This is a genomic window from Aquaspirillum serpens DSM 68 (genome assembly GCF_000420525.1).
GTDB classification, from domain to species: Bacteria; Pseudomonadota; Gammaproteobacteria; order Burkholderiales; family Aquaspirillaceae; genus Aquaspirillum; species Aquaspirillum serpens.
In genome coordinates, this window is record NZ_ATVC01000018.1 from 1 (window position 1) to 12,176 (window position 12,176).

General features: G+C 51.4%; 14 protein-coding genes and 3 tRNA genes. 7 read left to right on the forward strand and 10 right to left on the reverse strand.

What is annotated here, in order from left to right; translation table 11 throughout:
- Positions 1 to 533 (reverse strand): hypothetical protein (locus tag G465_RS15355; RefSeq protein ID WP_211213684.1); only part of this gene is annotated, 533 nt, incomplete at its 3' end.
- Between the two features lie 162 nt (positions 534 to 695).
- Here G465_RS15355 and purN point away from each other — a divergent pair.
- From purN to G465_RS0105130, 3 genes are read left to right on the forward strand one after another with little or no spacing between them, the layout of a single operon-like run.
- Positions 696 to 1,289: a phosphoribosylglycinamide formyltransferase gene (gene purN, locus G465_RS0105120; RefSeq protein WP_022653409.1), complete on the forward strand. Its 594-nt coding sequence runs from the start codon at positions 696 to 698 to the stop codon at positions 1,287 to 1,289.
- A gap of 11 nt (positions 1,290 to 1,300) precedes the next feature.
- Positions 1,301 to 2,299: a DUF3108 domain-containing protein gene (locus tag G465_RS0105125; RefSeq protein WP_081642698.1), complete on the forward strand. Its 999-nt coding sequence runs from the start codon at positions 1,301 to 1,303 to the stop codon at positions 2,297 to 2,299.
- Complete coding sequence (locus G465_RS0105130) at positions 2,292 to 3,563, forward strand: RsmB/NOP family class I SAM-dependent RNA methyltransferase (RefSeq protein WP_022653411.1); 1,272 nt, start codon at positions 2,292 to 2,294, stop codon at positions 3,561 to 3,563. Before G465_RS0105125 ends, G465_RS0105130 begins: the two co-directional genes overlap by 8 nt.
- Before the next feature lie 16 nt (positions 3,564 to 3,579).
- Here the strand turns inward: G465_RS0105130 and G465_RS0105135 are convergent, their stop codons facing one another.
- Genes G465_RS0105135 through gpmI form a run of 5 tightly spaced genes read right to left on the reverse strand, consistent with a single transcriptional unit; the run spans position 3,580 to position 8,664 of the window.
- Entirely contained in the window at positions 3,580 to 3,990 is a 411-nt protein-coding gene (locus tag G465_RS0105135; protein WP_022653412.1) for a hypothetical protein, read from the reverse strand.
- Positions 3,991 to 4,002: 12 nt separating this feature from the next.
- The gene (locus G465_RS16345; RefSeq protein WP_022653413.1) at positions 4,003 to 4,128 is read right to left on the reverse strand and encodes a hypothetical protein; all 126 of its coding nucleotides are present in this window, start codon (positions 4,126 to 4,128) and stop codon (positions 4,003 to 4,005) included.
- A 33-nt stretch (positions 4,129 to 4,161) separates the two neighbouring features.
- Complete coding sequence (locus G465_RS0105145; RefSeq protein WP_022653414.1) at positions 4,162 to 5,580, reverse strand: S41 family peptidase; 1,419 nt, start codon at positions 5,578 to 5,580, stop codon at positions 4,162 to 4,164.
- A 23-nt stretch (positions 5,581 to 5,603) separates the two neighbouring features.
- On the reverse strand, positions 5,604 to 7,124 hold the full coding sequence (locus tag G465_RS13610) for a peptidoglycan DD-metalloendopeptidase family protein (protein WP_022653415.1): 1,521 nt from the start codon (positions 7,122 to 7,124) through the stop codon (positions 5,604 to 5,606).
- 13 nt (positions 7,125 to 7,137) lie between these two features.
- The gene (gene gpmI / locus G465_RS0105155; protein ID WP_022653416.1) at positions 7,138 to 8,664 is read right to left on the reverse strand and encodes a 2,3-bisphosphoglycerate-independent phosphoglycerate mutase; all 1,527 of its coding nucleotides are present in this window, start codon (positions 8,662 to 8,664) and stop codon (positions 7,138 to 7,140) included.
- A 104-nt stretch (positions 8,665 to 8,768) separates the two neighbouring features.
- On the opposite strand from gpmI, the gene G465_RS0105160 reads away from it, so the two are divergent.
- Entirely contained in the window at positions 8,769 to 9,083 is a 315-nt protein-coding gene (locus G465_RS0105160; RefSeq protein ID WP_245556751.1) for an ArsR/SmtB family transcription factor, read from the forward strand.
- On the opposite strand, the gene G465_RS13615 is transcribed toward G465_RS0105160, so the two are convergent.
- From G465_RS13615 to folD, 3 genes are all read right to left on the reverse strand, one after another.
- A complete protein-coding gene (locus tag G465_RS13615) occupies positions 9,080 to 9,694 on the reverse strand; it encodes a hypothetical protein (RefSeq protein WP_052165395.1) in 615 nt (204 codons plus the stop codon). The two genes, G465_RS0105160 and G465_RS13615, sit on opposite strands and share 4 nt — an antisense overlap.
- Entirely contained in the window at positions 9,694 to 10,554 is an 861-nt protein-coding gene (gene purU, locus G465_RS0105170; RefSeq protein WP_027405188.1) for a formyltetrahydrofolate deformylase, read from the reverse strand. The genes G465_RS13615 and purU overlap by 1 nt, the downstream gene beginning before the upstream one ends.
- Before the next feature lie 83 nt (positions 10,555 to 10,637).
- Complete coding sequence (gene folD, locus G465_RS0105175; RefSeq protein WP_027405189.1) at positions 10,638 to 11,492, reverse strand: bifunctional methylenetetrahydrofolate dehydrogenase/methenyltetrahydrofolate cyclohydrolase FolD; 855 nt, start codon at positions 11,490 to 11,492, stop codon at positions 10,638 to 10,640.
- 114 nt (positions 11,493 to 11,606) lie between these two features.
- Between folD and G465_RS0105180 the strand changes: the two genes are divergently transcribed.
- The 3 genes from G465_RS0105180 to G465_RS0105190 all read left to right on the forward strand — a co-directional run bounded on the left by G465_RS0105180 (position 11,607) and on the right by G465_RS0105190 (position 11,902).
- Positions 11,607 to 11,683, forward strand: a tRNA-Pro gene (locus G465_RS0105180).
- 43 nt (positions 11,684 to 11,726) lie between these two features.
- Positions 11,727 to 11,803: transfer RNA gene (locus G465_RS0105185), tRNA-Arg, on the forward strand.
- A gap of 23 nt (positions 11,804 to 11,826) precedes the next feature.
- Positions 11,827 to 11,902 (forward strand) — tRNA-His (locus G465_RS0105190).
- A gap of 81 nt (positions 11,903 to 11,983) precedes the next feature.
- Here G465_RS0105190 and yacG read toward each other — a convergent pair.
- Entirely contained in the window at positions 11,984 to 12,166 is a 183-nt protein-coding gene (gene yacG / locus G465_RS0105195) for a DNA gyrase inhibitor YacG (RefSeq protein ID WP_027405190.1), read from the reverse strand.
- Between the last annotated feature and the right edge of the window lie 10 nt (positions 12,167 to 12,176).

Sequence of the window (12,176 nt, forward strand, 5' to 3'; positions counted from 1 at the left end):
CCCAGCACAGGGCCGGATGCCACGGGTTCAACGTCGCCCTGCTCGACGACGAGGTTGAAAAACCATTGCCCCTTGCGCAAGACCAGCTCCGCCTCCTTCGGCTGGCCGGATTCGAGGATGCGGCGCTGGTGTTCGCCGAGACGCAACGGCACGGTGATACGCCCATCGAGGGTATAGAGCGAGACGGTCTTGCCTTTGAGGGTGTAGGTGCGTTTGTCGAAGTGGACACTGGCGCGGTTGAAGCGAATGTCGGGAATGGGGGCATCCTTCCTGATGCGCCCGAGTTCTTTTTGTGCCTTATACGCCTTGCAGACCGAGAAGATGGCGTTGCAGCACATCTGGCTGCCCAGCGGCGTCGCTTCGCGCAGCATCGTATAGGTGCGCTGGTGCAGACCGACGCGGTTATACAGACGGTGCTCGCGCACGATGGGAACAAGACGGTTGCAGGCGTCCGCATAGACCACTTGAAGTGCTGCAAGACGGCCCGCGTGTTCTGCCGTCATATCAAGCCGAATCGACGCCGTGCGCATCATCCCTTATCGCCTCTTGGTGACATACTCGGTATGCCGTTTGATAGACACAATTATGTTTCGTGACAACATCAACCATACGTCACAGTTTATACCACATGGTGCGCTTCGCGCACCCGCAATTCCTCCCGCGATTGAAATCGCGGGTTTCCTTGCGGAGATTCTATGAAGAATGTTGTGATTCTGATTTCTGGTCGTGGTTCGAATATGCAGGCCATCGTGGACGCGCAAATCAGCGGTGCCCAAATTGCAGCGGTGATTTCGAACCGACCCGATGCCGCCGGTTTGGCTTGGGCTGCTGCGCGAGGTATCGCGACTGCGGTAGTTGACCATAAAGCATTCTCGAGCCGCGAAGGGTTTGATCAAGCCTTGGCAGATTGTATCGACAGCTATCAACCCGATTTGGTGGTGTTGGCTGGCTTTATGCGTATTCTGACCCCCGAGTTTACCCGTCACTACGAAGGACGGATGTTAAATATCCACCCTTCCCTGCTGCCGGCTTTCCCTGGGCTGCATACCCATGAACGAGCGATTGCCGAGGGTTGTAAAGTGGCTGGTTGTACCGTGCATTTTGTGACTGCCGAGTTGGATCATGGCCCCATTGTTGCGCAGGGGGTGGTGAATGTGGCGGATGATGAAGATGCCGATAGTTTGGCGGCTAAGGTCTTAAAAATTGAACATCAGCTGTATCCACAAGCGGTGGCTGATTTTGTTGCAGGGCGTTTGCAGATTCGCGGCAATCGAGTTGTGATGGTATAGGTCTTAACGTCATGCGAATGCCGCTGAGTGTGGCAATCGGGCTGTCCCTTCTGTGTCATGTAGTCGTGTTGACACAGGGGGGATGGCAACTGCCTGCACCCGAGGTAGCTGCACCCGTTAGCCCGTTGTCGGTGACATGGGTTCAGCAAACCGTGGCAGTCAACATCGCGCCTCCGCCTGTCGCCTCTGCTGTCGCTGAGCCCAGCATCACCCTTTCTCCTGTCGAGCCACCATCACCTGATCCCACCGATCTCATACCTGATCCAAGCGAGATACCGCCAGCCGTAGCAGAAACACCCGCAGAGACCGATGACGCTACCGCAGCACAGCAACCACCCACACAAACCGAGGTGCCGCTGTTTCCACAACATGCTTTGCTGCGCTATGAGGTGTTTTATGGCAGTTTATTGGCGGGATTGGCGGAGTTGAATTGGCAACAACAGGGTGCGGATTACCAGCTACAGTTGCGATTGCAGCCGGTATTTAGCCGTCCGCTGCTGTATCAGAGTGAGGGCCAGATTGACAAAAATGGTCTGAAACCACGGCGATTTTCTGGTGAACGTAAAGGACAAGTGCGCGAACAAGCCGAGTTTGATTACGCACAACAACAGTTGCGTTATGGGGCACAGCTTGAACATCTCAGCCCCTTGCCTGATGCGGCACAAGATATTCTCAGCGTGGCATTCCATATTGCCTTGCAGGGCGCATCAGTTTTACAACAACAATTAGCAGTCACCAATGGCCGTAAACTCTATCATTACCCTTTGACCGTGATGGGCGAGGCGACTTTTACCCTAGAATCACACTCGATTCCGGTCATTCATCTCGCCAGCCAAACCGATCAAGAAAGTACCGAATTTTGGTTTGCCCCACAATTTGCCAATCTTCCTTTGCGCATCCGGCGGCATAGCCCCGAGCTGACGCTCGATCAACGATTGATTTTTCTCAGTATTAACGGCGAAACCCAATTGGAACGCCCTCCTAAAGAAAGACCCCAAGCCCATGGCTGATTCTTCCTCCCCAATTCCTTTACTGGCGATTGTCAGTGCCCTGCACCGTGTTCTTCCGGCTGAGCATCCAGCAGACACTGTGTTATCGCATTTTTTCCGTACCCATCCGAAATTGGGTGCCAGCGACCGCCACCATATTGCAGAAACGGTTTTTGCTACGCTGCGCCGCTTGTCCTATTTGCGCGTTTTGATTGCGCCATACGATACCCCTCGCGCTTTTGCCATTGCTGCGCTGATTAAATTGCGCGGTGTACCGATTCGGGCGATTGAGCATGATTTGGGTCGTGATGAAAAAGAATGGGTGGTGACCTTAAAAGGTGCGCATCCTGAATTAACCCTATCTGAACAAGCCGAATTACCGCCGTGGGCCGTGACCTCATTGCAAGGCAGTGGGATGAGCGACGAGGCTATTTTGGCCTTGGGTCGTGGTATGCAACGCCCTGCGCCGTTGGATTTACGGGTCAATACCATTAAAGCCAAACGCGAAGATGTGTTAGCACAATTGGAGCGTGAGGGTATTGCCGCTGAAGCGACACCGTACTCACCATTTGGTATCCGCTTAAAAGACAAAATTGCTTTGAATAAACACAGTTTATTCGCGGGCGGTAAAGTCGAAGTGCAAGATGAAGGCAGCCAATTATTAGGCTTGTTGCTGGCGCCAAAGCGTGGCGAGATGGTGACCGATTTCTGTGCTGGTGCCGGTGGCAAAACCTTGTTGCTGGGGGCGATGATGCAATCGTCAGGTCGTCTGTACGCCTTTGATGTTGCCGAAGGACGCTTAAGCAAGATGAAGCCACGCCTAGCACGCTCTGGTTTGTCGAATGTTCACCCACAACGGATTGAGCATGAACGCGACAGCCGTATCAGCCGCTTGGTGAATAAAATGGATCGGGTGTTGGTCGATGCCCCGTGTTCAGGCTTGGGCACTTTGCGTCGTAATCCTGATTTGAAATTACGGCAAAACGCGGAATCGGTCGCCGAACTCAATACTTTGCAACGCAATATCTTGCAGTCGGCTTCTCGTCTGGTGCGAGTCGGTGGCCGTTTGGTGTATGCCACATGTAGTATTTTGCCGGCGGAGAACCAAGAAATCGTTCAGGCCTTCCTTGCTGATAATCCGCAATTTAGCCTGCTTCCGGTCAATGAGCTGTTAGCGGCACAACGGGTTGATCTGACGATGCCTGACGAGTATCTCAACCTCACCGCCCACCAACATGGTACCGATGGTTTCTTTGCCGCGGCGCTGGTTCGCCACGATTACTAAGTCTTAATTTGATGGCCTAAAGGGCACGCCGGAGTTCTTCTGGCGTGTCGTCATGATCGCCATGCAAATGTTGCTCGTACACCTTTGAATAGGCTTCATGGCTCTTGGTGGGTTTGGCTGGTTCTGCCAGATTTTCTAATTGCACTGCTTCACAGTAGGTAATCAAAGCATGATGCAGCTTTTGTAATAAGTTGTTGTCGATGTGAAAACCTTCATCCTGTAGCCATTGCAACAGCGCTGCCAGCGACGATTCCCCTAAGACATAGGTGACTAACACACGGTTTTGATGCGGGAAGGCCAGCGCCGATACGCCTGCGACGTGTTGTAACCGCTGCGCAGCTTGTTCTGCTTGACCGGGGGGGAAAGGGTGAAAAACGATATCGTGACACTTAAACAGTTCGTGAACCGGTGGGCGGCGGTGTGGCATAACAAGTCCTCCTCACATCACATCAAACACCCCAACACCCTGTTTTTTATCATTGGCTGGGTTTTGGTCGGGTAGGGCTGGTGGTTTTGCTTTCCAGTATTCGTCCAAGCGCAAAGATATGCAAGTAGGGCGCAGCATGGTGCGCCCTGATCCTTCGCTACACCTGATTACTTACTGTTTTGCTGGACTGGTGTTTTTGCTTTCCAGAATGCGTTGCACCTTGAGGATATTTAAGGCCTGACCCAACTGATTATCCGTTTTTGGATTCGGGTCACGCGGATTGACGGTGGATTCTGGTTTATCCTCTTTTTGTTCCACCGGTGTTAACGGCGTAACCGATTTTGGAGCTGATTTATCACTTGGGTTGCTTAAGTGATGTTCTAAATCGGCCTCGCGTAAACGCAATGGGGTTTGGGGGCTTGCCGCCGCTTTTTGTGTGGTTTGTTCTTCTACTACGACATCCGGCTCAATCCCTTTTGCCTGAATAGAACGGCCATTGGGGGTGAAATAACGTGCTGTGGTTAATTTAATCCCACCAGCAGATCCCAACGGCAGAATCGACTGCACAGAGCCTTTACCAAAGGTTTGCACCCCGACTACCACCGCTCGCTTATGGTCTTGCAAGGCCCCTGCCACAATTTCAGATGCCGAAGCTGTTCCAGCATTCACCAACACCACCAGTGGTATATCACGCATTTCCGCAGGTAAGCGATTTAACGGATCTTCGCCTTTCCGGCTGTAATTTTGTACCGAGGCGGTCAGGCGCATTTTGGCATCGGGGGCGCGGCCTTCGGTGTAAACCACCAGCGCATCTTTTGGCAAAAATGCTGCCGATACGCCCACTGCTGCATTGAGTAAACCACCCGGATCATCACGCAAATCAATAATTAACCCTTTGAGTGGTTTCTTATTGTCTTTTGACACGGATACTAAGGCATCGACCAGATTTTCAACGGTGTGTTCTTGGAACTGCGCCACGCGCACATAGCCGTAGTCGGGCTCTAATAATTTCCAACGCACACTCTTGGTTTTGATAATGGCGCGGGTAATTTGTACGGTGAAAGTGCGATTCTCACTCTTACGGGCAATGGTCAGGGTAATTTTTGTCCCCGGCTTGCCGCGCATTTTTTTCACTGCATCGGTGGTTGACAGCCCACGCGCCGAGGTTTCATCAATTTTGACAATCAGATCACCACTTTTCAGGCCCGCACGGAAAGCAGGGGTATCTTCAATCGGGGCAATGACTTTAATAAAACCGTCTTCCGAACCAATTTCAATCCCAAGACCACCAAACTCGCCCTGTGTGCCTTCTCGTAATTCTTTGTAGGCTTCAGGGTCTAAATAGGCAGAATGGGGATCAAGCCCAGTCAACATGCCATTGATCGCTTCGTTAATCAGTTTTTTATCTTCAACCGGTTCAACATAATCTTGTTTGATGCGGCCAAACACTTCGGCAAAGGTACGCAGCTCATTCAATGGCAAAGGTGCACTGGCTTCGCGTTCTGCCACTGCAGACACGCTCATCGTGAGCACCGCACCGAGTACGGCCCCACCCGTCACCAAAGCAAAGGTATTGCGTAAATTCGACATTGCTGATTCCTTGATCGTATTCTTTAACCACCGACCCATTGCTGAGGGTTGATGGGCTGTCCCAGATGACGGATTTCAAAATACAAACCGCTTTCCGCAGCCCCACCGCTGGCACCGGTGGTGGCAATCGTATCACCTGCGCGGACACGATCACCGATTTGTTTCAATAACGCCTCTGCGCCGCCATAAATGCTCATATAACTATTGCCGTGATCGACAATCACCATATTGCCAAAACCACGCAGCCAATCGGCGTACACCACACGACCTTCGGCAACCACCCGCACCGCCTGTCCCGCCGGCGCTTGGATAAAAATGCCTTTCCACACCGTGCTGGTTTCACCGCGCCGTGTACCAAAACGGCCCGTGATGGCGCCCGAGGTGGGTAGGCGCATTTTCCCTTTTAATGCGGCAAACCCTCGGCCAGCCGCAGCCGGTTCGGGCGGTGGTGTGGTTTTGCTGCTTTGTTCCGCTTCGGCTTCTTGTTTTGCAACACGCGCTTCTTGCGCTTTTTGGTTGGCTTGCTCTTGTTCAAAACGGCGTTTTTCCGCTTCAAGACGAGCCACTTCCGCACGATGTTGTTGCGCTTGCTTTGCCTCGGCACGCGCTGCGGCACGCGCTTGTGCCGCTTTGGCTTCTGCCAGTTTTTGTTCTCGTGCTCGGCGTTCGGCTTCACGTTTGGCAGCGAGTTCCGCCCGACGCTTGGCTTCTTCTGCTTTGCGTTTGGCGGCTAATTCGGCTTGGCGCTTGGCTTCTGCGCGTCGGCGCTCTTCTTCTTCACGCCGTTTACGTTCAATTTCACGATTGATTTGTTCAATCAATTGCGTCAACCGTTTTTCATCAGCCTGTAATTTGCCAATTTGTTGTTGCTGTTGCCGAATTTGGTTCGACAGTTTGGCGACTAATTGTTCTCGTTGTTGTTTTTCTGCTTCGAGTTTTTGCGTTTGTTGCTGCTGTTCGCCGGCAATCTTTTGTAAACGCTGGTTCTCAGACGCCAATTGCGCCGATAAACGCTGTAACTCGCCGAGCTGCTCACGCAAACGGTTGATGACTTGATGTTCGGCCCGCGCTAAATAGTGTTGGTACGCTTGTTCGCGGGCATTTTGATTGGGATTTTTTTGGTCTAACCACTGTTTCAGGACATCGCTTTCGCCCACACGGTGTTGATTACGCAACACACGGGCAATACGTTCCTGCGTGGCTTTCATCCCCTGTTGAATGTCTTGAATTTGCTGTCGAACTTGGCCGCGTTCACCTTCCGAGCGGTCTTTTTGCTCGGTCAATGAAGCCAGCGCACGCTTGGCCTGACTGATGGCAATTTCAGATTGCCGCAACGCATCACTGGCCTCGCTGTGGTCTTCTTCTGTTTCTTTGATTTCTTTTGACAGCGTTTGAATTTGTTGCCGAATATCTTTTAAGTCTGCCTGTGGCGCGGCAGGAGAACTGGGCAAAGCCTCGGGAGCCGCCCACGTCATCGCGGCCGCTCCACCACCCAAACAGGCAATCACACACCAAGGCCATACCGCCACCGGCAGCTTTCTCATAGTAACTTCGCAATCAATCAAAGTGTAATAAGCTGCGGCCTGTCATTTCTGCAGGTTGGGACAAGCCCATCATCGCCAACAGCGTAGGGGCGATGTCGCGTAATGCGCCCTCGCCAACAAAATGCGCCGCACGCTGACCAATATACAAACATGGCACACGATTTAAGGTGTGTTGGGTATGCGCTTGGTTATGTGCATGGTCGTGCATTTGTTCGCAGTTGCCATGATCGGCCGTAATCAACACTTCACCGCCGGCTGCCAGCATCGCGCTGACACAACGCGCCACGCATTGATCGAGGGTTTCAACCGCTTTAATCGCTGCTGGCATCACACCGGTGTGACCGACCATATCACCGTTGGCGTAGTTACAGATAATTGCGTGGTACTGTCCCGAGGCAACGGCCTGTTCAATATGGGCGGTGACTTCGGGGGCATTCATTTCGGGCTGTAAGTCGTAGGTTGCTACTTTGGGCGATGGCACCAAAATGCGATCTTCACCTTCATACACCGCCTCCTCGCCACCGTTAAAGAAGTAGGTAACATGAGGGTATTTTTCTGTTTCAGCAATCCGCAACTGGCGTAAACCCAAGCCGGATAAATATTCACCTAAAGTCTGCCGGATTTTTTGTGGTGGGTAGGCCACCGGATGTTGATAGGCCTCGCCATAGCTGGTCAATGAAGCAAAATAAGAGAAAGCCACCCGCCGCGCAGCAAAGGCATCAAAGGCTGGATCGGTCAACGCGGTGGTCAGTTGGCGGGCACGATCGGCACGGAAATTCATAAACAGCACCACATCGCCATCTTGCATCTTGACCGGCTCACCAATCACTGTGGCCTGCACAAACTCATCGTTTTCATCACGGGCATAAGCGGCATCAAGGGCGGAGTTGGCATCTGCGGCGTGATAAGCGGCTTCGCCTTCCACCAATAACTGATACGCCGGTAATACACGCTCCCAACGCTTGTCGCGGTCCATTGCCCAATAACGACCGACCATGCTGACTAAGCGTGCCTGTGGGCAGCCAGCCAAAACGGTGTTTAATCGATCAAGATAGGTGTGGGCGCTGCGTGGTGGGGTATCACGGCCATCTAAAAAGGCGTGCACATAAATCGCTGGCACACCGGCAGTGTGTGCGGCTTGGATTAAGGCATGGATATGCGCTTCATGGCTGTGAACACCACCATCTGACAACAAGCCCATGATATGAAGCACACCTTGACGTTTTGCTGTCGCAATCGCTTCGGTGATGACTGCATTATTGGCAAATTGACCGGTTTCAATATCGAGGTCTACGCGACTGATATCTTGTTGCACCACCCGCCCAGCGCCAATATTCAGGTGGCCGACTTCTGAGTTACCAAACTGACCCGAAGGTAAACCAACCGCGTGTTCAGAAGCATCTAAGGTTGTATAAGGGTATTCACGGCGCAGTCGATCCCAGTTGGGGGTTTGAGCATGCAAAATTGCATTGTCCTCTCCCTCAAGTCGATGACCAAAACCATCCAAAATCAACAGCAAAACAGGGGTTACATTCGACATAGTGCAAGAATCTATTCGGTGGTTAATATTAGGGCTTGTTGATGTTTACAGCCAAACAACTTACGATTGTAACGGTTTTTACCGCCTTTTACCGGAGCCTGGCCTTGCCATCCAACTATACGCATATCGAGCAGACCTCTCGTGCCATGAAGGCGATGTCACATCCGCTACGCTTAAAAATTATTTCTGTGTTGCAAGACCGCGAAGTCAGTGTGCAAGAGATTGTCGAACAAGTCGGTACTTCACAAAGTAATATCTCGCAACACCTCGCCGTGATGCGTGAAAAAGGCGTCTTGCGAACACGCAAAGACGCCAATCGGGTTTACTATCGCTTAGGTGACTTACGCACATTAGAAGTCTTAAAACTGATGCGTGAAGTCTTTTGTGGCTTTAGCGATGGCGAAGACAGCCACGACTAACTGTCCATCACCCCGCTGTGATTCGGTGGGGTCGGTTCAGTTGGCGCTGGGGTAGTGGGGGTGGCCTCAGGTGTGGTGAGTTCCTGTGGCAAGTTAATCCATCCCTGATGCGCAGCGGCGCCCAACATCAAGCTAAGTGCAAACACCGCTATCGGCATAAACAAAATCATCCCGACGATCACCCGTCCGCGTGTCATGGCAGTGGTCAGATGGAGTGCTTGAACCAGAATGGTGATGCCCCACGCGGCTAAACCAAAGGCTAAAAAGCTATCGAGCGGTGCCGGCACCGCCAATAACAAGGGTTCTAGCAGTTGTGGTGTGTGCGACAACACCACCAATCCAAATAAAGATTCTTGGCCTTGCCAACCAGATTGGCGCAACCACCACGCCATAAACCACGCCAATAAGCCACTCTCAACGACATTGACTGCCATAAAGAAAGCCAGTCGATTGGCCATGCCGCCGGTAAAGGTGTCGGCAACCAAAGCCGACGCCAATCCCAAACATAATAACCACAGAATCACTGCCGAAAGCGGATATTGATAGTGGCCAATTGGCCGGATTCTAAACCGCATCAAATCAAGTGCATCTTGCACAAGTCGAGCAAACATTAGTCGAAAATCACCGTTTTGTTGTTGTAAGACAGAATGCGGTTGTCTAAATGCCAACGCACCGCGCGAGATAACACCATCCGCTCTAAATCACGTCCTTTCTGAATCAAATCATCGACATCATCACGATGAGAGATTCGAGTGACTTCCTGTTCAATAATCGGGCCTTCATCCAATTGTTCGGTGACATAATGGCTGGTGGCACCGATCAGTTTCACCCCACGAGCATGTGCGCGGTGATACGGTTTGGCTCCATCGAAAGCTGGTAAGAAACTGTGATGAATATTGATGACCCGATTGGGGTAGCGTTGCACAAATTCTTCCGACAACACCTGCATATAGCGCGCCAAAATAATCAGGTCCACGCCATGTTGCTCTAATAAGGCAAACTGTTGTTGCTCAAGTTCCGCTTTATTGTGCCGTGTGACCGGTACGACATGGAAGGGAATCCCATTAAATTCGGCGATGCGGCGGCAATCCTCGTGATTAGAAATAATCAAGGGGATTTCACAGTGCAGCTCACCAATACGCCAGCGATGCAGTAAATCAATTAAACAATGCTCGTATTTGGAAACAAAAATCGCGATTTTCGGCTTGTTTTCCGAAAGGGCCATTTTCCATTCCATCCGATTTTCACGGGCAATCGGCTCGAATGCTGCTGCAAAATCAGCAATCGGTAAGGTAAAACCGTCTAAAGCCCACTCCACTCGCATCAAAAATAAGCCTCCATCGGCATCTTGATGCTGATCGGCATGCAAAATATTGGCGTTGTAAGACAATAAAAAATTAGCAATGGTTGCCACCAAGCCTTTGCGATCTGGGCAACAGATCAACAAAGTGGCGGAATGTTTGTGCGACATAAAGCATCCGGTGAAAAGAAAAATCAAATCAAAGACCAGCAAACCAGACACCGCCGCTGGGGCAATGTCTGGCTGTGCCTCAATTATTTCGCGTGTAAATTGGCTGCATCGAGGGTGTTTTGCAGCAGTGTCGCGACGGTCATCAAACCCACTCCACCTGGGACTGGGGTAATGGCCGATGCCACGGTTTGTGCTGCGGCAAAATCAACATCCCCGACTACTTTGCCATCTTCAAGACGGTTAATCCCGACATCAATTACCACGGCACCGGGTTTAATCCAATCGCCTTTGACAAAGAAAGGCCGTCCTACCCCTGCCACAACGATATCTGCCCGCCGCACTTCTGCCGCTAAATCAGCTGTTGCCGAGTGGCAAACTGTTACCGTAGCACGAGCCAACAACAACTCTAATGCCATTGGCCGGCCCACAATGTTTGATGCCCCAATCACCACCGCGTGTTTGCCTTTTACCTCAATGCCGGCGTGTTCCAACATAATCATCACACCACGTGGCGTGCATGGACGTAACAGTGGCATTTTTAACGCTAGGCGACCGACGTTGTAAGGATGAAAACCATCTACATCTTTTTTCGGATCGATGGTTGCAATAATGGTTTCTGGGTTGATGTGTTCAGGCAGTGGCAGTTGAACCAAGATGCCGTCAACCTCAGGGTCTTGGTTCAATGTGGCAACCAACTGCAATAAGGCTTCTTGTGTCGTTGAGGCTGGCAAATCGTAAGACAGCGAGCGAATACCGACTTTTTCACATGAACGTTTTTTGTTACGCACATAAATTTCTGAGGCAGGATTATTGCCCACGAGGATCACCGCAAGGGCTGGTGCGCGCAAACCTTGATCTAAGCGTGTTTGCACACCTTCGGCAACACGATCAAGCAAAGCAGCAGAAATAGTTTTTCCGTCAATCAGTTGGGCAGTCATATAAGCATCCGCTTCAGGGTGGCTAAAACAGAATTTTCGCATTTTTTTACATCTTGCCTCAACTTGTGTTGACAACCCGAAATTTTATCTATAATATTCGGGTCTCTTGATCGGCGGGGCGTAGCGCAGTCTGGTAGCGCACCTGGTTTGGGACCAGGTGGTCGTGAGTTCGAATCCCACCGCCCCGACCAAGAATTCTTCTGACTGGTGTCCCTGACCATCAGGCAACAGAAAGCGCCCGTAGCTCAGCTGGATAGAGCATCGGCCTTCTAAGCCGAGGGTCACAGGTTCGACTCCTGTCGGGCGCGCCAAAGGCGCAAAAGTGTTTACACTGGTGGCTGTAGCTCAGTTGGTAGAGTCCCGGATTGTGATTCCGGTTGTCGTGGGTTCGAGTCCCATCAGCCACCCCAAAATAAAGAAGCCTGCTTAATGCGGGCTTTTTTGTTTTTTTCAGATAGAAAAAAATCGCCGTCAACATCACGGCGATTTTTTTATTCTCGCTGACCTTCTTGGCTTGGTGTTTCGTCTTGCGCTGGAACAGCATATTTTTCTTCTGCCCATGCACCAAGATCAATCAATTTACATCGTTCAGAACAAAACGGACGATATAGACTCTCTGGTTCCCACACGACAGATTTCCGACAAATCGGGCACGATACAGTACGCACAGCCATATTTTCTTCT

What these genes read in the sequence shown, in the direction of transcription:
- purN (WP_022653409.1), top strand. Translation starts at nt 696, where the DNA reads ATGAAGAATGTTGTGATTCTGATTTCTGGTCGTGGTTCGAATATGCAG.
- G465_RS0105125 (WP_081642698.1), top strand. Translation starts at nt 1,301, where the DNA reads ATGCGAATGCCGCTGAGTGTGGCAATCGGGCTGTCCCTTCTGTGTCAT.
- G465_RS0105130 (WP_022653411.1), top strand. Translation starts at nt 2,292, where the DNA reads ATGGCTGATTCTTCCTCCCCAATTCCTTTACTGGCGATTGTCAGTGCC.
- G465_RS0105135 (WP_022653412.1), bottom strand. Translation starts at nt 3,990, where the DNA reads ATGCCACACCGCCGCCCACCGGTTCACGAACTGTTTAAGTGTCACGAT.
- G465_RS16345 (WP_022653413.1), bottom strand. Translation starts at nt 4,128, where the DNA reads ATGCTGCGCCCTACTTGCATATCTTTGCGCTTGGACGAATACTGGAAA.
- G465_RS0105145 (WP_022653414.1), bottom strand. Translation starts at nt 5,580, where the DNA reads ATGTCGAATTTACGCAATACCTTTGCTTTGGTGACGGGTGGGGCCGTA.
- G465_RS13610 (WP_022653415.1), bottom strand. Translation starts at nt 7,124, where the DNA reads ATGAGAAAGCTGCCGGTGGCGGTATGGCCTTGGTGTGTGATTGCCTGT.
- gpmI (WP_022653416.1), bottom strand. Translation starts at nt 8,664, where the DNA reads ATGTCGAATGTAACCCCTGTTTTGCTGTTGATTTTGGATGGTTTTGGT.
- G465_RS13615 (WP_052165395.1), bottom strand. Translation starts at nt 9,694, where the DNA reads ATGTTTGCTCGACTTGTGCAAGATGCACTTGATTTGATGCGGTTTAGA.
- purU (WP_027405188.1), bottom strand. Translation starts at nt 10,554, where the DNA reads ATGTCGCACAAACATTCCGCCACTTTGTTGATCTGTTGCCCAGATCGC.
- folD (WP_027405189.1), bottom strand. Translation starts at nt 11,492, where the DNA reads ATGACTGCCCAACTGATTGACGGAAAAACTATTTCTGCTGCTTTGCTT.
- yacG (WP_027405190.1), bottom strand. Translation starts at nt 12,166, where the DNA reads ATGGCTGTGCGTACTGTATCGTGCCCGATTTGTCGGAAATCTGTCGTG.